The following is a 17,706-nucleotide window of genomic DNA, read 5'->3' on the forward strand; positions in this document are numbered from 1 at the left end:
CTCTCCCTCCGTGAATGTGCGGGGCATTTTGCCGAGGCCAACAGGCCGATACAAGCCGCCTCAGAATGTGCTGCGGCACCACATGGCGGAGGCTTCTGTACCCGGGCCCAGTATGGTAGCTTTTCGGGAGCACAACCAAGCATCTGCTTGGTTGTGGGGGTCGCTTTCGATGCTGTCTCGGTTGAAGGCTTAACAATGGCGGCGGTGGCCGCCGTGACGTTAGAGGAGATCGCGATGTCGGACGAGGTAGTGATTACCTGTGCCCTGACCGGGGTACTCACCAATCCGAGCCAGCACCCGGTACCCGTAACCCCGGAACAGATGGCGCTTTCCGCGCGGGAGGCCTACGACGCGGGGGCGTCGGTCATGCATGTACACTTCCGGGCGCAGGAACCGGGGTTGGGCCACCTGCCGAGCTGGGATCCGCAAGTGGCGACCGCTATTGCCGAGGCGATTCGTGCGGCCTGCCCCGGTGTCATTCTCAATTTCACCACCGGCACCATCGGTCGCGATCAGTCGGGAGCCCTGGAATGCATTCGTGCCGGCCGCCCGGAGATCGCCGCTTGCAACGCCGGCAGTCTCAATTACCTGAAGGCGCGTTCAAACGGCACCTGGGCCTGGCCACCGATGTTGTTCGAGAACCCGGTGGACAAGGTCGAGGAGTTACTTGCGGTCTGCGGGGAGACCGGTACCCGCCCGGAGTTTGAGTGCTTTGACGTGGGTATCGTGCGCTCAGTCGGCATGTTTGCCGATGTCGGCATGGTGGACAAACCCAATTACAACTTGGTGATGGGCGTCGCCTCGGGCATGCCGGCAGATGCCGACCTGCTGGCACTGCTGCCACGCTACATGAAGCCGGGCGCCCTGTGGCAGGCGACCCTGATTGGCAGGGAGGAGATCTGGCCAGTGCATCGTCGCACGGCGGAACTGGGCGGGCATCTGCGCACCGGGGTCGAGGACACCTTCTACCTTCCCGGTGGTGAGCGGACTTCCGGCAACGGCCAGTTGATCGAGGCCCTGGTGGAGGTGGCCGAACAGGCGGGACGCAGGGTTGTGTCGCCGGAGCGGGCGCGGGAGATCTTCCTCTGATGTGGCAGTGCTCAGCCTCTCTTCAACTGGTCTACGCTAGTTAGACTGGTGGATCTGTCCGCCAGAGGCCTGCGCTATAGCGCGGGTATAACCCGCAGAAGAGCGTCTGGAGAGCTGCATGCAAGCCTTTCTCGATGGCCTGTCAGGCCTAGTCGGCTGGGGCAATGCGATTACCTGGGGTGGTATCGGGGGGATCTGGTGGCTGGGGATTCTGGTCGCCGGGTTGTTGCCTACCGGTATCTATTTCACCTGGCATAGCCGCTTTATCCAGTTCCGCCACTTCGGGCACATGCTGTCGGTGATGCGCCACAGTTTCCATCACGAACATGCCGGCTCTGTCTCCTCGTTCGAAGCCTTCGCTACCAGTGCTGCCGCGCGGGTTGGGACCGGCAATATCGCCGGTGTCGCCGTCGCGATCACCGCCGGAGGCCCCGGTGCGGTTTTCTGGATGTGGATGGTTGGCCTGTTGGGCATGGCCACCAGTTTTATCGAAAACACCCTCGCGCAGACCTTCAAGGAGCGCGGTGAGGAACATGGCACTTTCCGCGGTGGGCCGGCGTATTACATTGAGAAAGGCCTTGGCAGGCGCTGGAAGTGGCTCTCAGTGCTTTTCTCGATTTTCCTGATCTTGAGCTTCGGCTTCTTCTTCAATGCGGTGCAGGCCAATGCGATGGCGGCGGCTGTCAACGGCGCGTGGGGCGTGAATCCGCTGCTGGTTGGGCTGTGTGTTGCGCTGCTCGCCGGTGTCATTGTATTTGGCGGTATTCACAGCATTGGCCGCTTTGCCAGCATCGTGGTCCCATTTATGGCGCTGGCTTATCTCGCCATTGCCATTGCTGTGATCGTGATGAATGTGGGCGAACTGCCGGGAGTGTTTGCGGACATCGTGAGGTCTGCCTTCGGCCTGCAAGAAGCCGGAGCAGGCGCACTCGGCGCGGTGATCGCCAACGGTATCAAGCGGGGACTGTTCTCCAATGAGGCCGGCATGGGGTCGTCGCCAAATGTAGGCGCTGCGGCAGATGTGAAACACCCCGTGGTCCAGGGCTATGTGCAAATGGCATCGGTGTTCCTGGATACCCTGCTGATCTGCACCGCGACGGCTTCGATCATTCTTCTGGCTGATGTGCATATGGTGGGCAGTATGGAGGGGGTTACCCTGACCCAGGATGCGCTGGCCAGTGAAGTGGGCTCCTGGGGTGGAAGTTTCGTGGCATTCGCACTGATCTTCTTTGCTTTTACGTCGATCATTGCGAATTACTACTACGCCGAAACCAACATCTTCTACCTGTGGCATACCCGTACCTCGATCTTCTGCTACCGGGCACTTTATATCCTATTTATCCTTTTCGGAGCCTGGGTTGCCTACAGTGGCAGTTCCGATAATTTCGCCTTGCTCTGGAACATGGCCGATATGTCCATGGGTTTCATGGCTGCGGCCAACCTGCTGGCAATCCTGCTGTTATCGGGGGTGGCATTTCGGGTGATGGCAGATTATGAGTCGCAGCGCTCTGAGGGTGTCAGAGAGCCTGTGTTTGATGCGCGAAAACACAATATTCCCGGTGTGGAACACGATGTGTGGGATGGTGATCGTTAGCAGTTTTTCACCTAGATCCCCATCTGTCGGGAAGCTAGGTCCCGCAGGATTTCCTCGGACCCGCCGCCAATGGCATTGACGCGGACCTCGCGATAGATCCTTTCGGTTCGCCCACCGCGAAAATAGCTGGCGCCGCCGATCACCTGCATCGCTTCCCGGGCACAGTACTCCAGTGTTTCCGTTGCCTGGACTTTCAGCAGGGCGACATCGGTGACCTTCAGGCAGTTTTGCTGTTCGGCCCAGGCGCACAGGTCCAGATAGGCCTGGGTCGTATTGATACGCTGCAGCATTTGCGCAAATTTGTGCCGGATGACCTGGTGGTTGGCGAGCCGTTTACCGAAGGTTTCTCTCTCCTGTGCCCACTCAATCGCTTCCTGCAGGCAGACACGGCTGTATTCGATACAGGATGCCGCAATCCCCAGGCGCTCCTGGTTGAAGTTATGGACGATGGGGAGAAAGCCCTGGTTCTCTCCACCGATCAGGTTGCCTGCCGGTACCTGAACTTCATCGAAGAAAATGCTGGCCGTATCGGAGCACCACCAGCCCTGTTTTTTGTCCAGCTGGTGGCGGCGCACGCCCTGTGCGTCTGCGGGGATCAACAGTAAAGAAATTCCCCCAAAGCCATCACCACCGGTGCGCACGGCCGTGGTGAACCAGTCGGCGCGCATGCCACCGGTGATAAAGGTCTTCTCTCCGCTGACAATAAACGTGTCTCCATCCCTTCGTGCCGAACAGCGCAGGTTTGCCACGTCAGAACCACCGCCGGGCTCGGTCACGGCCAGTGAGATGTGTTTTTCTCCACGGAGTACCGGCGGAATGACAGCCGCTTTGAGTTGTGGTGACCCGTAGTGGACGAGCGGGGGCAGGGCGATGCCATGAACCATCAGGCTGGCGTAAACACCTCCGGCACCGCAACGTGCCAGCTCTTCTGCGGCGACGAGCACGTGAAAGATATCTGCGGGAATTCCGCCATATTCCTCCGGGTGGCCCAGCTGCAGGAGACCCACCCCGGCGGCCTTCGGCCACAGCTCGGCGGGCAACTCTCCGGCTTCATCCCAGTCCGCGACATGGGGCAGAATCTCGCGGGATACGAAGCGGCGTAGTTGAGTCCGCCACTCATTGTGTTCTGCCGTGAAAAACGGACTGGCGGGGCGGGTGCTGTCGATATCGAACAAGACTATGCCTCCGGCGTCAGATCGGTGACTGCAGCAGTGGAGTCAATTTCCACCAGCAGCTGCCCGCCGCGCACCTGGTCACCGGGGCTGGTGGCGAGATGCAGCACCGTGCCCTCACAGGCGGCCTTCAGCGGGTGCTCCATTTTCATGGCCTCCATCACCGCGAGTGTCTCCCCGCGGGAAACCCTGGCTCCGGGTTTGACATGCACTTCTGTCACGCAGCCATCCATGGGGGCAAGTATCCGACCGGAGCTGGCTGTGCTGGTGCTCTTGCTGGGGGCCCGGGTGATATCAGAAATAATCCACTGCCTGCCGTTGTCGAGCAGGTACAGACTTTGCTGCTCAATCAGGTAGCGGTAGAAGCGGTGACTGCCGCCCACCGTTACACTGGATCGTTGTAGCTGCTCTTCGGGTTCCTCCCTGTTGACAGTGACAGACACCTGCCTGCCCTCGAGTACGATGCGGTAACCACCTGTTTGCTCAGGCCAGAGCAGGCCATCATACGTCTCTGTGCCCAGTTGGAGTCGATAGGGCAGCGGTGTAGTGTCACTGGCGCTGCGCCAATTATTTCTGTGGCTTAGCCGGTCCTGCTCCCGGATTCCGTTGTCATGCAGGAGTGCCGTCGCCACTGCGAGTAGTTCTGGCGTCGGCGTCGGGGCTGCGGACACCGGGTTGCGGTCGAGAAAGTCGGTGGTGACCTCGCCGCTCACAAACACGGATTGCTCCGCCAGATCGCGGAGGAAGGCAAAGTTATTCCCCGGGCCGACAAAGCTGGCACTCTGCAGCGCCGCCAGGAGGCGCAGTCGCGCCTGCTCGCGGTTCGCCCCCCATGCGATAAGTTTGCCCAGCATCGGGTCGTAAAAGGGGGTAATTTCCTGGCCTGTGCGAATGCCGCTGTCGACACGGATACCTTCCCCGGTTGGCGGGTGCCAGTGCAATATCCTGCCGCTCTGGGGAAGGAAATCCTGCCCCGGATCTTCGGCATAGAGTCGCGCTTCAATCGCATGGCCGCCGGTCGAGAGTCGCTGGTCTATTTCCTTTTGACTCGCCGGCAGCGTCTCGCCGCGGCAGATGGCGAGTTGCCAGGCGACCAGGTCAAAACCGCTGACCATTTCCGTAACGGGGTGCTCCACCTGCAGGCGGGTGTTCATTTCCAAAAAGTAGAAGTTGCCCTCGCGGTCGAGCAAAAATTCCACTGTGCCGGCACCGACGTACTGGCAGGCTCTGACAATGGCGACGGCAGCGGCGCCGAGGCGCGCCCGGAGGCCGGCGTCCACCGCCGGAGAGGGGCATTCCTCGATGATTTTCTGGTGCCGGCGCTGCAGGGAACAATCCCGCTCCCCCAGGTGCACGGCATTGCCATGGGTGTCCGCGAACACCTGTACCTCAATATGCCGGCCGGAAAAGATGGCTTTTTCCAGGATGAGCTCGTCACTGCCGAATGCCGCGCGGGCTTCGGAGCGCGCCGATTGCAATTGGTGGGGCAGGCTGTCCGCATTCTCTGCCAGGCGCATGCCGCGTCCGCCGCCGCCGTCGGCGGCCTTCACCATGACCGGGAAGCCGATCTCCCGGGCTGCATCCAGCAGGGCGTCATCTTCCTGGCTGCCACTGTAGCCGGGGATGCCGGCAACGCCGGCGGATTCCGCCACAGACTTGGCCCGGCGTTTGTTGCCCATTGTTTCGATGATCTCCGGTCCGGGACCGACAAATACCAGCCCCTGCTCGATACAGGCCCGGGCGAACTCGGCATTTTCCGAGAGGAAGCCGTACCCCGGATGCACCAGGTCAGCGCCGCTGGTGCCGGCAGCCGCTATTAGCCGCTCGACGTTCAGGTACGACTCCGCCGGAGTGCGGCCACCGATGGCAATGGCGCTGTCTGCCAGTGCCACGTGAGGGCTGTCTCTGTCGGCATCACTGTAGATGGCGACGGTGCGGTAACCGAGGCTCCGGGCCGTGCGAATGATGCGCACCGCGATCTCGCCACGATTGGCAATCAGCAGGGTGGGGCGATCACCTTTGAGGCCCCGCGGCAGGTTCCGTTGTGCTTGCATCACTCTTCTGCCCAGTAGGGTTTACGTTTTTCCAGAAACGCAATCGCGCCCTCTCTTCCCTCATCGCCCAAAACCGCTGCGGAAAATTCAGCGGCCGCCGCATCGAGCAGGGCGCTCTGCTGTTCGTCAGAAATACCCGTCGCGCGGCGTACCAGTGCCTTGGTGGTGGCGAGGGCGGAGGGAGCACTGCGTTGGATACTGGCGAGGATGTCTTCGATACCGCGATCCAGCTCTTCCGCGCTGACCGCCAGCTGGTGTACCAGACCGATGTGCAGCGCCTCTGCCGCATCCAGTGTTTCCCCGGCCAAGGCCAGGCGCCTCGTCTGGCCGGAACCGATGCGGTTATTCAGAAACGGCCCGATTTGCGCCGGTAAAAGCCCCAGCCGCGTCTCCGGCAGGGAGAAGCGTGAACCCGGCGCGGCAATGGTGATGTCGCTGGCACACACCAGTCCTACGCCTCCGCCCATGGCCACGCCCTCAACGGCGCAGACGATCACGAGTCGGCTGCGTTCCAGAGACTGCAACAGGCTGCCGAAGCGCCGGCTGAGCTCTGCGAAGGCCTGCCGGTTGCCAGCGCTGTAAGCCTGTTGGGCCTCCAGCATGTCCGAGAGGTCGCCGCCCGCACAGAAATTACCGTCGGCTCCACGGATGACCAGCGCACGCAACTGTGGGTTTGCTTCCGCTTCTGCCAGGGCAGCTTCAAGTTGTTCGATGGCGGCGCGGTTGAGGGCATTGCGCTGCTCTGGGCGGTTCAGGGTCACTGCGAGGGCACATCCCCCCTGCTCTGTAATCAGCGAACTCATGCCGGCTCCTTCCTGTGGGACTGTCTTTTTTTGGTTGCCGTCGTACCGGTGTGATTAAGGATGACTCTGCGGCCGGCTTATCCGGCATTGCCCGCCGGATTTTCCTCTGCCATTTCTCTTTTCGGTGCATGCGGGCGTTTGCGGCTGGGGAGGATGCCCATTAACTTGCAGATAATGCCCAGCATCACCTCGTCAGCCCCGCCTCCAATTGGCGTCAGGCGGCAATCCCGATAGGCGCGGTTGATCAGGGTTTCCTCCACGTAGCCCATGCCGCCCCAGAACTGCAGGCACTGGTCGGGGATGCTGCGGCAAAGGCGCCCGGCTTTGAGTTTGGCCATGGAGGCGAGGGTGGTGACATCCTCTCCGGCGACATAGGCTTCCACTGCACGCCAGGTGAGCGCGCGGAAACATTCCACTTCGGTCTGCATTTCGGCGAGGGCGTAGTGAATGGTCTGGTTGTCCAGCAATGGCGCGCCGAAAACACGGCGCTCCCGCACATGGTCGATGGTGTGGGTGATACAGTTTTCCAGGCCGCGAATGGTGAGCGCCGCGCCGGCCAGTCGCTCTTCCTGAAACTGCAGCATTTGCAGCAGGAAGCCCGCACCCTCGTCACCGATGCAATTGCGCTTCGGAACCCGGACATCTTCAAATGCCACCGGTGCGGTTTCCGAGGAGCGCATGCCCATCTTGTGCAGTCGCTTACCGACGCTGATGCCGGGGCTATCGGCGGGGATCAACAGCAGGGACTTGTTCTGGTGTGGCTTGCCGTCACTGGTATTGGCGAGTGTGCAGAAGAAGTCCGCCGCCGGAGCGTTGGTAATCCACATCTTCTCGCCATTGACGATATAGTCGTCGCCGTCGCTGCGGGCGTGGGTCTTTATGGCGGCAACATCCGAGCCGGCAGCGGGCTCTGATACGGCAATGGAGCCCACCATTTCGCCACTGATCGCCGGCGACAGGAATTCCGCTTTCAGTTCATCGCTGGCAAAATTCGCCAGCGCCGGTGTCGCCATGGATGTCTGCACGGCGATCGATAGCGGTACACCCCCGCAGTGTGCGGCGCCCAGCTCCTCGAGGAAGACCGCTTCATAGCTGAAGTCGAGACCGAGCCCGCCCCAGGCCTCGGGCTTGCTGATACCCAGCAGGCCGAGTTTGCCCAGCTCCCGGAAAAGTTCATGTACGGGAAATGCGCCGGCCTTCTCCCATTCTTCCACGCACGGGTTTATTTCCTGTTGGACAAAGTTGCGCACTGTGCGCTGCAGTTCCCGGTGTTCGTCGGTCAGGATCATGGTTCCTCCCTGAGGCCATGTAGTCATTTGAGAGAGCGCCGCGCTGGCGCCCCGATGTTAAAAACGCGCGACGCCAAAGGTACTGGTGGCGCTACTTGTCGCGCTGGCTTCGCGGCAGGTTTCCAGCAGGAAGCCCAGCAGGCGCCGCGTGTCACGGGGATCGATAATGCCATCGTCCCAGAGGCGGGCACTGCAGGAGACGGCATCGGAGCCGGCGTCGAGAAAGGCCGCGGTGTCCGCCTCGAGTTTGTCCAGGGCCGCATCGTCCACTGTGCCACTACGCTGCATTTTCTGTTCACTGACGATGCGCATCACCTTGCCCGCCTGGGCCGCACCCATTACCGCGGTGCGGGCATTGGGCCAGGCAAAGATAAAGCGGGGATCGAAACCCCGGCCGCACATGGCATAGTTGCCTGCACCATAGGAACCACCCACGACGATACTGATTTTCGGTACGCGCGCATTGGCGACCGCCTGAATCATTTTGGAGCCATGCTTGATAATCCCCTGTTGCTCCACGGCGGTGCCCACCATGAACCCGGTGGTGTTGTGGAGGAACAGCAGTGGCGTGCCGCTCTGGTCGCACAGCTGAATAAACTGTGCGGCCTTGTTGGCACCTTTTGGAGTAATGGGGCCGTTATTACCGATAACGCCAAGGGTGTGGCCCTCGATACGAATATGGGCACAGACTGTCTGGGTATCGAATTCCGGTTTGAAATCAAGCAGGGCGGAGCTGTCGGCAATCCGTGCAAGCAGCTCTCGCACATCGTAGGGCTTGCGGCTGTCGGCAGGCACGATCCCTAGTATTTCCTCGATCGGGTAGCGGGGCTCCTGCCAGGTTAGACCGGAGTCCGGTGGCCCGGGCTGTGGCTGTGGAAGCGTGGCCACAATCTCTCGCGCGAGTCGGATGCCGTCGGCATCGTCTTCGGCAAGATAGTCACCGCTTCCCGCTTCACGACAATGCATCTCGGCACCGCCCAGGCTCTCTGCGTCGGCGACTTCACCGGTGGCCGCTTTGAGCAGGGGAGGGCCAGCCAGGTACATCCCGGTCTGGCCGCGGACCATCACCACATAATCGGACAGACCGGGTTGGTATGCGCCACCGGCGGTAGCACCACCGTGTACCACGGTGACCTGAGGGATGCCCGCAGCGGACATTCGCGCCTGATTGGCAAAGCCCCGTCCGCCTGGCGCAAAGGTGTCTGTTGCGTAAATCAGGTTGGCGCCACCACTCTGGGCCAGGGTCACTACCGGCAGCCGGTTTTCCAGTGCTACTTGCTGCATCCTCAGGGCTTTGTCCATCCCGGCCGGGGAGATAGTGCCTCCCTTGACCGCATAATTGTCCACCCGAACCACACAGCGACGGCCGCTGACGAAGCCAATACCGCAGATGGCGCCACCACCGGCGCCGCTGCCATCGGTGTCATCGAAGAGCTTGTAACCGGCCAGGGGGCAGAGTTCTACAAAGGGTGCTCCCGGATCCAGCAGGCGGTTGAGCCTTTCCCGCGGTAGCAGCCAGCCGCGCTCGTGATACCGTTCCGACCGGGCCTGTGCCGCCTCGATCGGCAGTTGCTCGACGCGACGGAATTTCTCGATGGCTGCCAGCATTGCCTCCCGGTTACTCGCGAACTCCCCTGAACCGGTGGCAATCGAGGATTCGAAGGGTTGCATCAGAGCTTGCCCTCTGCTTCGAGCTCTTCGACCACTTTCGGTCGGCGACTGCGGTGAAAGCCGTTGAAGGCCTGGCGATTCTTAGCCGAGGAGGGCCGCCAGAGCGGCGAGTGATGCTTGAGGCTGCCGCCACCATCAATACGCAATACCTGCCCGGTGATATAGCGCGCGGCATCGGAAAGCAGGAAACAGACGCTGGCGCTGACCTCCGCCTCCTCGCCGAGCCGGTCGAGGGGAATGGTTTCACGAAAGCCCGGGAGCAGCTGTCGCAGAAAGTCCGGGTCGTAAGTGTCAAAGCCGCTGGAAAGAATGTAGCCGGGGGCGACGGCGTTTACTCGAACACTGCTCGAGGCCCACTCAACCGCGGCGGTCTGTGTCAGGTTCTCCATGCCGGCGCGGGCTGCCCCGGAGTGGCCCATCATGGGCATGCCGCCGGAGTTGTCGGCAGTAATATTTACGATGCTGCCGCCGTGCTGGGACATGCTCTGGTTGTAGACTTCCCTGGCCATCAGGAAGCCGCCCACCAGGTTACTGCGTACCACGGCCTCAAAGCCTTTCTTGTTGATCTGTGCAAGCAGTGCCGGAAACTGGCCGCCGGCATTATTGACCAGGCCGTGGATTGCACCTTGTTGCTCGACCACCGCTTTAATGGTGGCGACAACGGCATCCTCGTCGCGGATATCGAGGCAGTGATAGCTGCAGGCGCCGCCATCCGACTGGATCTCATCGGCAACGGCGGAGAGCTTTTCCTCGGTGCGGCCAATGAGCACCGCGTGCCCGCCCAAGCCGGTCACCTCGTGAGCGATACATCGCCCGATACCGCTGCCGCCTCCAGTCACGATGATCGTCTGCCCACGGAAGCTGTCCGGGTGCAGCTGGCTCTGGTAAGGCATGTTCGTTCTCCTTCTTATCGACTGCCGCACTTGCAAGGTCGCCCATCTGGGCGGACAATCCCAGAAGCTACCAAGCACGTGCTTGGTTCGCAATAATGAGTAGCGCAAGCGGTGGCATTTGGCGCCAGAAAAGCGGGGTGATGGAAATTGACACTGATCGTCGATACGACTTCCGAAAATTCAGCTTCCGGGCATTCAGAAAGCCGGGCCGATGGGAACTATGGCGGGGGTCGGCCCGTCGCCCCGACGGTCAGTGATCTGCTCGCGGAGTTGGTCGCCGAAGGCTTGCTCTCTGAACCGGATTCGACCCGCGCGCGCCTGCTGACCTGCGCGGCCGGGCTGTTCGAGCAGAAGGGGTTTGCACGAACAACCGTGCGCGATATCGCGGCCGGGGTAGGCATCCTCTCGGGCAGTATCTTTCACCACTTTTCCAGCAAGGAGGAGATCCTGCGCTGTGCAATGGAAGAAGTCACCCTGCATGCCCGCGCACTGATGGCGGCAGCGGTGGCCGCTTCCGACACGCCCAGAGAGCAGCTGCGGGCCTGCATTCGCTGTGAACTCGAGGCTATTCACGGTGAGGCGGTACCGGGTTTTTCGATCCTCGTACTGGAATGGCGCAGCCTCTCCAGCGAGAGTCAGGCACGCGTTCTTCGTTTGCGCGACAGCTATGAGGAGATCTGGAGAAAGGTCTTTGCCGCCCTGGATGGTCCGCTGGATGATCCGGCCCTGAGTCGCCGCCTGATCCAGGGGGCGATCGCTCACACCCACAACTGGTTCAAGCCGGAGGGTAGGGCGCTATCCCTCGAGAAGTTGAGCGATCGTATACTGGCGGTCTTCGCCCCGGCCTGACTGGCGATCGCATAAAGGTGCCTTGTGGGCTCCCCTTGTCGTCAATCGGACTGGCAAGGCCCTCCTGTCTTCACTGGCTCGAGTGTGAATCGCATCTCAAAAATATTGGGATAGACGTGGCTGCATTGCCAGTTGAGAACCAGTCCCCACTTCCTGTGGAAGAGATCTTTTAGGCTCCGATCTTCTTTTCTGAATATGTTTTCAATTCTGCCGCCGGCGCCACTGCTGCCGGGGGGCACTGGAGTCATTCATGGCTGGTCAGGAACTGTTCCAGATCGTTTCCACCGGTAAAACTCTGCGCGGTAAACCGGCAGAGGAGGTCATCGATGCGGCTGCCCGCCTGTTCAAAGTTCCATCTCCACAGGCGCAGAGGCTGTTACTGAAAGGGTGGGTGATCAAGGACCGACTGAGCCGCTCCAGTGTGGTGGAGTACCAGACACGCCTGCACAAGATCGGGCTGAAAATCGCCGTTTGCCCGGCGGGCAAATTCGACAATCGCGCTCTGGTGGCGCGCCTCAATGCCGCCAGCCAGCGTCGCGCGCGGCGCAAGGGAGAGGGGAAGACCGCGACGACCCCGTCCGGGCCCGCAGGGTCTGCGGGGGGCGCCAATCCCGCGGAAAAACCCTCGGCTTCGGCTCCCGCCACAGGGCGCAGCGAGCGTGAGCGGCAGGCGCTGGAGAGCCTGAACGCCCTTTTCGCCGGGAGTGGCGGACCGCGCCAGTCCGTGTCGGACTGGCTGGGGGTTATGCCGGGTGTCCTGGGTGCTGCAGTGGTGCCCGGGCTTTTCCTCTTGCTGGCCCTTTTCCTTCTGGTTTCTGCCGTTGAAGCGCTGTGGGCTGCTTCCACCTCTGTGATTGGAATCGGGTCTGCGGGCGCTGGCGTCACTGGAGCTCTGACAAGCCTGCTCCTGATCGCTGTCGTTTCCGTATTCACCGTGGTGCCATATTTCCGTGTGAAACCTGCAGCTTCCGATTCTCCAGCGCCTGACTCGCGACCGCTGAAGCGGGACGAAGCCCCACAACTCTTCCTGATGCTGGAGGCCCTGTCGACCCGCACCGGTCTGCCGGCCGTCGTTCGAGTAGAGGCAAGCCGGGATGCCTCCGTGCTGGCCTCAGCGAACCTGGGCGAGGTGTGGCGGCAACAGGTTTCCCTGAGCGTTGGGCTCTCCGCCGTAAAAGCCTGCAACGGCGCTGAATTTCTTGCCCTTGTTTCGCGGGCTCTTGGCCCCTTTGCCGGGCGCACCTGGGGCCTGGTTTCCTGGCTGGTATTTGGCAGCGCACACCGGTTGCTGGGGCTACAGCGCGCATTTGAGGAAGGACGTGTGCTGGCCGTTCAGGGGGAGCCGGGCCCGGCAGTGGCGCAGCTCGACCGGCTCCTGGGTTATGCGGGCAGACCGCTGGCATCGCTTGTAGACCGGTTGCTGGCACTGCACCAGCGGCTGGGGGGTGGCGGTGCCCGGCTTTTGCAGCGCCGCGCGGATCGCTGGATGGCGGCGATAATTGGCAGCGATGCATTTGCTGGCTTCGCCGAGAAGTGGCAACAGCTGGACCATTCGGCACTGATCGCGGCAGAGGCCAACTCTGAGGCGGCAGTCGCAAATCAGCGACTGGCAGACTTCCCGGCCGCCGTGGTGTGGCTTATGGAGCACCTCGATGCCGAGACCCGGGGTAATCTGGAACTGGCCATGACCCACGCTTCCGACCCCTGGGATGCCTCTGCCCCGGCGGATATCGACCGCATTGGGGAAGCGGAAGCCGAGGGTGTAGACGCCCTGCTGTGCGGCAGTTTTGCCCCACAGAAACTCTTCCAGGATTTTCCCGCGCTCAGCACAGAGGTGAGCGATGGTGAGGACCTGGGGGCGGAGCCGGTTGACCACCTGCAAATCCTCGCGGCAAGCCAGGAAGCCGAGGAGGCGAAGAAGGTTCTGCAGGAGTACTTCAATCGGGTTACTCCGCCGCGACTGCTCCCACTGGAACTGCCACAGAGTGATGAGCTCGCGGCGATGGACCTGCAGGCAACGATTGACTGGCTGCGCGGCAAACTGGTGGAGCTGCGCGAATTCCAGAGCCGGTTGGCGGAGCTTGAAAACCGGGGTGCCCTGATGCAACTGGGAAGAACGCTGGTGAAAGCACAGTTGACGGTGAATGCACCGGACTACCTGCTCTCCGGTGTTACCGTCACCGCCGCGGAAGAGAGCATGCGGGACAACCGGGCCCGGCGCGGTGATCTGGAGTCGCAGATCAGAGCTATTCACAGCGTTTTTGCGCTGCGTCTCGAGCGTGCCCGTGAACAGCTGCCAGCGGCGGAGGCCGGTGATGTCAGTGCGAAGCTTGAACTGCTGCGGGAATTTGAGTCTCTGGGCCAACGCCTGGAGGCGATCGATTCCCATGTCAAAGTACTCAATTTCGCCCTTGAGCGCGTTATCGACAAGCGGGAGGCGCGCCCGGCCATCGAGCGCCTGGTGGAGCTGGCGCGGGGCGAGTTGCAGGGCCTGCAGTCGGCACTTGCCCAGTGCCCTCGATTGTCCAGGGGCGATTGGTACGAACGCCTGAGCAAGCGGTTTGGGCAGGTTGCCAATGGGGCCCTCCCGGACGACCGGCAGGGGCGGGAAGAGGTCTTGCGACAGCTGCAGGCTCAGCTGAAGGCGGTTTCTGCCGAAGTTGTCGAGGAGTACCGCGTTGTGCTTGCCAAGGTGCTGGCCCCGTGCCTGCAGATCGAGCGCAGCAATAAGGTCCGGCCGTTGCGGTTGGTCGCTGTGCCGGCGTAAATCAGCCGCCGGCCAGTTTGACCTTGAAGCCCTTGTTCTCCAGCAGCGCCTGTATCTCGGTACGCTTGTCACCCTGAATTTCAATCACGCCCTCTTTGAGGGCGCCGCCACAGCCGCAGCGCTTTTTCAGTTCGGCGAGGAGCTGCTTCAGCTCGGTGTCGGTTCCCGGCAGTCCGCGGACGCAGGTTACCCCTTTCCCTTTGCGGCCTTTGGTTTCCCGTTGGATTCGCACCACCCCATCACTCTTGTGGACGCGCTCCTGCTGTGGCTGTTCCTTGATACGGCCGCGATCGGTGGAATAGACGAGTCGGTTGTCTCTGTCTCTGGTCATCGGGACTCTCAGGTTTCTCTGGATTGCTGGCTGTCTGGTGAATTGCCGCGGATATTAAGGCCTGGGTCCGGTACCTGTCGAGCGGCACCTGTGCGGGTATGACCAAAGGGCCGCGATTCTGGCAGCGGGTCGGACGGGGCGCTATAGTGCACCTTTCCAGGAGGGACTATGGCATTAACCGGCAAGCGCAAATGGCTCAATGAAGTCATCTTCGGTACCGACACACCGGCCGGCAAGAACTTCGATGTTTTACTGATCTGGGCGATCCTGATCAGTGTCGCACTGGTTCTGCTGGTATCGGTCAAGGATATAGAAGCCCGATACGGCACAGAGCTGTTTATCCTCGAGTGGGTTTTCACGGGTCTCTTTACCATCGAGTACATCGCTCGCATCTACTGTGCGGTGGACCGTCGGCGCTACATTTCCAGTTTCTACGGGATTGTGGATCTGCTGGCGATTCTGCCAAGCTACCTGGCCCTGGTGTTTGCCGGTGCCGGCTACCTGCTGGTGATTCGCCTGTTGCGGGTATTGCGTATCTTCCGGGTCCTGAAGCTGGTGCGCTACCTCCGTGATGCCAACCTCTTGATGCGCGCGCTGTGGCAGTCGCGACGCAAGATCCTGGTGTTCTATTCGGGCATGCTGGTGATCGCTACCCTCTTTGGTGCCCTGATGTTCGTGGTCGAGGGGCCCGGTAATGGCTTTACCAGTATCCCGAAGAGCATTTACTGGTCGATTGTGACGGTGACCACGGTCGGGTACGGGGATATCTCCCCGATCACGCCTTTGGGGCAGGCAATCGCATCGCTCACCATGCTGATTGGTTACTCCATCATCGCTGTTCCCACTGGTATCGTGACGGCAGAATTGGCCTCTGAGCTCGGCCGCGAGCGCAGCGCAGCTCGTTGTGATAATTGCAGCCGGGCAGGACATGATGCCGATGCCGAGTACTGCAAGTTCTGTGGTTACAAACTGGCGGAGCTCGAGGATCTCGATGAGGAGGAATGGAGCCGGGGAGGCTGAAGCGGGGCAGTGGGTCTGCATTCGCCCCGCGATCTCTCTGTGAAGGTTACCAGTTGTCCGGGACGCGAACGGCAATCACATCGGCAGTAGCACAGACCCGGCCCCCGCTTTTCAATTCGCAGGTGAGAACCGTCTTGCGGTCCGTGCGCTCAAGGATTGTCGCGGTGAGCCGGGCTGGCTCGTCGATCAGGGCGGGGGCCCGGTATTGAACGTCCAGCTTGCCAGTGGCGTACCAGATCTTGTCGCCGCTTCCCGTCGCGCGACCGGCCTGGCGGTAGCCGTCGGCAATCGCGGTACAGACGGTGTGGCAGTCCATCACCGTGGCGATGATGCCACCATTCAGGTATTGGGTCGGCCCTGCACAGTGGTGTGGCGACGGGGTGAACTCGCAGACGGTTTCGTTTTCCCCATTCCAGTAGCTCTTGATCTGTAGTCCGCGCTCGTTCTCCGGTCCGCATCCGTAACAGTGGTTCTCCGGAATCTGGTCCTGAATGGCTTCGCGTTCGGTCATGCACTGTCTCCTTATAATTGAGGCGTGATGCTAACCATTTGCGCTGGCGTAGGGAAGAAACTAACCTTGCGCCTCATTTTTGCGGTGGATCGAATTGATGGAAGTCTCTGGTTATTGTGCCCCCGGTTTTGAGTCCCTTTTCCGGACTTTTGCCGACAATTTTCGCGAGCGCGGTGACACCGGCGCAGGGCTGGCGGTGCAGCAGCACGGCGAGACGATCATCTCTCTGTGGGCCGGTAGTGCCGACCGGAAGGGGGAGGCGGAATTTACCGAGGACACCATTGCCAACGTTTTTTCTTCCTCCAAAGGGGTGCTCGCCCTGCTGGCACTGCAGCAGGTTGCGGCGGGAAAGCTGGAGCTGGATCGCCCGGTTATGGAGTACTGGCCGGAATTCGCGGCGAGGGGTAAAGAGCAGGTGACCCTGCGCCAGCTCCTCAGTCACCGCTCCGGAGTGGTGGCATTCCAGGACAAAGTAGCCGATTCACTGATTTATGACTGGGACGCCGCCTGTGCCCAGGTGGCAGCCAGCGAGCCCTGGTGGACCCCGGACAGCCGCCAGGGCTATGCACCCTTCCTGTATGGCTGGAGTGTCGGTGGTCTGCTGGAGCGCGCCACATCTACGCCGCTGGTGGAGCTCTACCGAGAGGGGCTGGCCGATCCGCTGGAATTGCACGGGGGCTTCGGTGCGGTCGGGCACCGTTCCGCGCAGGTTGCCGATGTCGCTCCGCTAAAGAAGCCTTTGCCGGAGTTGCGGGAGAACGCGATTGGCCGGGCAATCAAGGCGGATCGGACCAGTGCGGTTGCCATGGCATTCTCCAATCCGGTCAGCCTGGTGATGGGAACCAACAGCCGGGACTGGCGCGAGGCTATGATCCCCGCCGCCAATGGACATTTCAGCGCCCTGGACCTTGCCGTCATCTATGGTGAGCTGGCGCGCGACGACGCCACGATTTTGCCCGGGGAGCTTATTCGGGAGGCGGGCAGCGAGCAGAGTGCGGGTCACGATGCAGTGCTCCAGGCGGAGGTTAGCTTCGGTTGCGGATTCATCCGCAGCGGTGCCGCCGCGGACCTGCGCTTCGGAGGTCCGCAAGGCTTCGGCCATCCGGGTGCCGGTGGTAGCGTGGGCTTCGCTGACCCGGAGCGGGAGCTTGGCTTTGGTTATGTCACTACGAGGCTGGGGCAGAGCCTGTTTATGGATCGGCGCGCTGTCAGTCTGCTGGAACAACTGTACGGGATGTTATAGATGCACTCAGAAACCGAGGAACTCAGTCGGCGGGTGGAAGAACTCGAAACCCGTCTGGCCTTCCAGGAGGATACGCTCGCCCAGCTGAACGACGTGATCGCGCGGCAAGACGCCAGTATCCGCTGGCTGTTGGAACGGCTAAAGGACCTGGGCGACAAATACCAGGACTTGTCCTTCGAAGTGCAGGGCGGACAAAAGTCCGGCCAGGAGAAGCCCCCCCATTATTGAGGGGCAGGGGAGAGCACACTGTTCCGATTGTCAGGCGCTCCGGATTGCCACCGACCTTGTACCCTCGTACCCTAATATTGTGGGGTTATTGAGGTTCACCGCTTAAGTGCAAACTCTTCTAAAAATTTTTAATAACGCTTCCAAGTCAAGAGTTGACAAAATCTTTTCCACATGAGTTACCCCCTTTTGTCG

15 protein-coding genes are annotated in these 17,706 nt (G+C 61.3%); 7 read left to right on the forward strand and 8 right to left on the reverse strand.

The window, feature by feature from the left end:
• Positions 1 to 234 precede the first annotated feature (234 nt).
• Positions 235 to 1,089 carry a BKACE family enzyme gene (locus AWR36_RS02795; protein WP_067081846.1) on the forward strand — a complete coding sequence of 285 codons (855 nt, stop codon included), beginning with the start codon at positions 235 to 237 and terminating at the stop codon, positions 1,087 to 1,089.
• Positions 1,090 to 1,207: 118 nt separating this feature from the next.
• On the forward strand, positions 1,208 to 2,683 hold the full coding sequence (locus AWR36_RS02800) for an alanine/glycine:cation symporter family protein (RefSeq protein ID WP_082679348.1): 1,476 nt from the start codon (positions 1,208 to 1,210) through the stop codon (positions 2,681 to 2,683).
• Between the two features lie 11 nt (positions 2,684 to 2,694).
• On the opposite strand, the gene AWR36_RS02805 is transcribed toward AWR36_RS02800, so the two are convergent.
• From AWR36_RS02805 to AWR36_RS02830, 6 genes are all read right to left on the reverse strand, one after another.
• A complete protein-coding gene (locus tag AWR36_RS02805; protein ID WP_067080573.1) occupies positions 2,695 to 3,858 on the reverse strand; it encodes an acyl-CoA dehydrogenase family protein in 1,164 nt (387 codons plus the stop codon).
• A gap of 2 nt (positions 3,859 to 3,860) precedes the next feature.
• The gene (locus tag AWR36_RS02810; protein ID WP_067080577.1) at positions 3,861 to 5,909 is read right to left on the reverse strand and encodes an acetyl/propionyl/methylcrotonyl-CoA carboxylase subunit alpha; all 2,049 of its coding nucleotides are present in this window, start codon (positions 5,907 to 5,909) and stop codon (positions 3,861 to 3,863) included.
• Entirely contained in the window at positions 5,909 to 6,712 is an 804-nt protein-coding gene (locus tag AWR36_RS02815) for an enoyl-CoA hydratase/isomerase family protein (RefSeq protein WP_067080580.1), read from the reverse strand. Before AWR36_RS02815 ends, AWR36_RS02810 begins: the two co-directional genes overlap by 1 nt.
• Before the next feature lie 77 nt (positions 6,713 to 6,789).
• Positions 6,790 to 8,001 carry an acyl-CoA dehydrogenase family protein gene (locus AWR36_RS02820; protein WP_067080583.1) on the reverse strand — a complete coding sequence of 404 codons (1,212 nt, stop codon included), beginning with the start codon at positions 7,999 to 8,001 and terminating at the stop codon, positions 6,790 to 6,792.
• A 57-nt stretch (positions 8,002 to 8,058) separates the two neighbouring features.
• On the reverse strand, positions 8,059 to 9,672 hold the full coding sequence (locus tag AWR36_RS02825) for an acyl-CoA carboxylase subunit beta (RefSeq protein WP_067080586.1): 1,614 nt from the start codon (positions 9,670 to 9,672) through the stop codon (positions 8,059 to 8,061).
• On the reverse strand, positions 9,672 to 10,565 hold the full coding sequence (locus AWR36_RS02830; RefSeq protein WP_067080590.1) for an SDR family oxidoreductase: 894 nt from the start codon (positions 10,563 to 10,565) through the stop codon (positions 9,672 to 9,674). Before AWR36_RS02830 ends, AWR36_RS02825 begins: the two co-directional genes overlap by 1 nt.
• Before the next feature lie 147 nt (positions 10,566 to 10,712).
• Here AWR36_RS02830 and AWR36_RS02835 point away from each other — a divergent pair, with 147 nt between their 5' ends.
• The gene (locus AWR36_RS02835; protein ID WP_231745221.1) at positions 10,713 to 11,414 is read left to right on the forward strand and encodes a TetR/AcrR family transcriptional regulator; all 702 of its coding nucleotides are present in this window, start codon (positions 10,713 to 10,715) and stop codon (positions 11,412 to 11,414) included.
• Positions 11,415 to 11,664: 250 nt separating this feature from the next.
• Positions 11,665 to 14,181, forward strand: a complete 2,517-nt coding sequence (locus tag AWR36_RS02840) for a M48 family metalloprotease (RefSeq protein WP_067080592.1) — start codon at positions 11,665 to 11,667, stop codon at positions 14,179 to 14,181.
• A gap of 1 nt (position 14,182) precedes the next feature.
• On the opposite strand, the gene yciH is transcribed toward AWR36_RS02840, so the two are convergent.
• Positions 14,183 to 14,512, reverse strand: a complete 330-nt coding sequence (gene yciH, locus AWR36_RS02845; protein WP_067080597.1) for a stress response translation initiation inhibitor YciH — start codon at positions 14,510 to 14,512, stop codon at positions 14,183 to 14,185.
• A 168-nt stretch (positions 14,513 to 14,680) separates the two neighbouring features.
• Here yciH and AWR36_RS02850 point away from each other — a divergent pair, with 168 nt between their 5' ends.
• Positions 14,681 to 15,532: an ion transporter gene (locus AWR36_RS02850; RefSeq protein ID WP_067080601.1), complete on the forward strand. Its 852-nt coding sequence runs from the start codon at positions 14,681 to 14,683 to the stop codon at positions 15,530 to 15,532.
• Between the two features lie 46 nt (positions 15,533 to 15,578).
• On the opposite strand, the gene AWR36_RS02855 is transcribed toward AWR36_RS02850, so the two are convergent.
• Positions 15,579 to 16,043: a PaaI family thioesterase gene (locus AWR36_RS02855; protein WP_067080604.1), complete on the reverse strand. Its 465-nt coding sequence runs from the start codon at positions 16,041 to 16,043 to the stop codon at positions 15,579 to 15,581.
• Positions 16,044 to 16,140: 97 nt separating this feature from the next.
• Between AWR36_RS02855 and AWR36_RS02860 the strand changes: the two genes are divergently transcribed.
• Both AWR36_RS02860 and AWR36_RS02865 read left to right on the forward strand, forming a co-directional pair.
• A complete protein-coding gene (locus AWR36_RS02860; protein WP_067081855.1) occupies positions 16,141 to 17,286 on the forward strand; it encodes a serine hydrolase domain-containing protein in 1,146 nt (381 codons plus the stop codon).
• Positions 17,287 to 17,514 carry a SlyX family protein gene (locus AWR36_RS02865; protein WP_067080607.1) on the forward strand — a complete coding sequence of 76 codons (228 nt, stop codon included), beginning with the start codon at positions 17,287 to 17,289 and terminating at the stop codon, positions 17,512 to 17,514.
• The last annotated feature ends 192 nt before the right edge of the window (positions 17,515 to 17,706 follow it).

Source organism: Microbulbifer flavimaris, from assembly GCF_001641755.2.
GTDB classification, from domain to species: domain Bacteria; phylum Pseudomonadota; class Gammaproteobacteria; order Pseudomonadales; family Cellvibrionaceae; genus Microbulbifer; species Microbulbifer flavimaris.

Coding starts and splice junctions, on each gene's coding strand:
- AWR36_RS02795 (WP_067081846.1), top strand. CDS start 235: ATGTCGGACGAGGTAGTGATTACCTGTGCCCTGACCGGGGTACTCACC.
- AWR36_RS02800 (WP_082679348.1), top strand. CDS start 1,208: ATGCAAGCCTTTCTCGATGGCCTGTCAGGCCTAGTCGGCTGGGGCAAT.
- AWR36_RS02810 (WP_067080577.1), bottom strand. CDS start 5,909: ATGCAAGCACAACGGAACCTGCCGCGGGGCCTCAAAGGTGATCGCCCC.
- AWR36_RS02815 (WP_067080580.1), bottom strand. CDS start 6,712: ATGAGTTCGCTGATTACAGAGCAGGGGGGATGTGCCCTCGCAGTGACC.
- AWR36_RS02820 (WP_067080583.1), bottom strand. CDS start 8,001: ATGATCCTGACCGACGAACACCGGGAACTGCAGCGCACAGTGCGCAAC.
- AWR36_RS02825 (WP_067080586.1), bottom strand. CDS start 9,672: ATGCAACCCTTCGAATCCTCGATTGCCACCGGTTCAGGGGAGTTCGCG.
- AWR36_RS02830 (WP_067080590.1), bottom strand. CDS start 10,565: ATGCCTTACCAGAGCCAGCTGCACCCGGACAGCTTCCGTGGGCAGACG.
- AWR36_RS02840 (WP_067080592.1), top strand. CDS start 11,665: ATGGCTGGTCAGGAACTGTTCCAGATCGTTTCCACCGGTAAAACTCTG.
- yciH (WP_067080597.1), bottom strand. CDS start 14,512: ATGACCAGAGACAGAGACAACCGACTCGTCTATTCCACCGATCGCGGC.
- AWR36_RS02850 (WP_067080601.1), top strand. CDS start 14,681: ATGGCATTAACCGGCAAGCGCAAATGGCTCAATGAAGTCATCTTCGGT.
- AWR36_RS02855 (WP_067080604.1), bottom strand. CDS start 16,043: ATGACCGAACGCGAAGCCATTCAGGACCAGATTCCGGAGAACCACTGT.
- AWR36_RS02860 (WP_067081855.1), top strand. CDS start 16,141: ATGGAAGTCTCTGGTTATTGTGCCCCCGGTTTTGAGTCCCTTTTCCGG.
- AWR36_RS02865 (WP_067080607.1), top strand. CDS start 17,287: ATGCACTCAGAAACCGAGGAACTCAGTCGGCGGGTGGAAGAACTCGAA.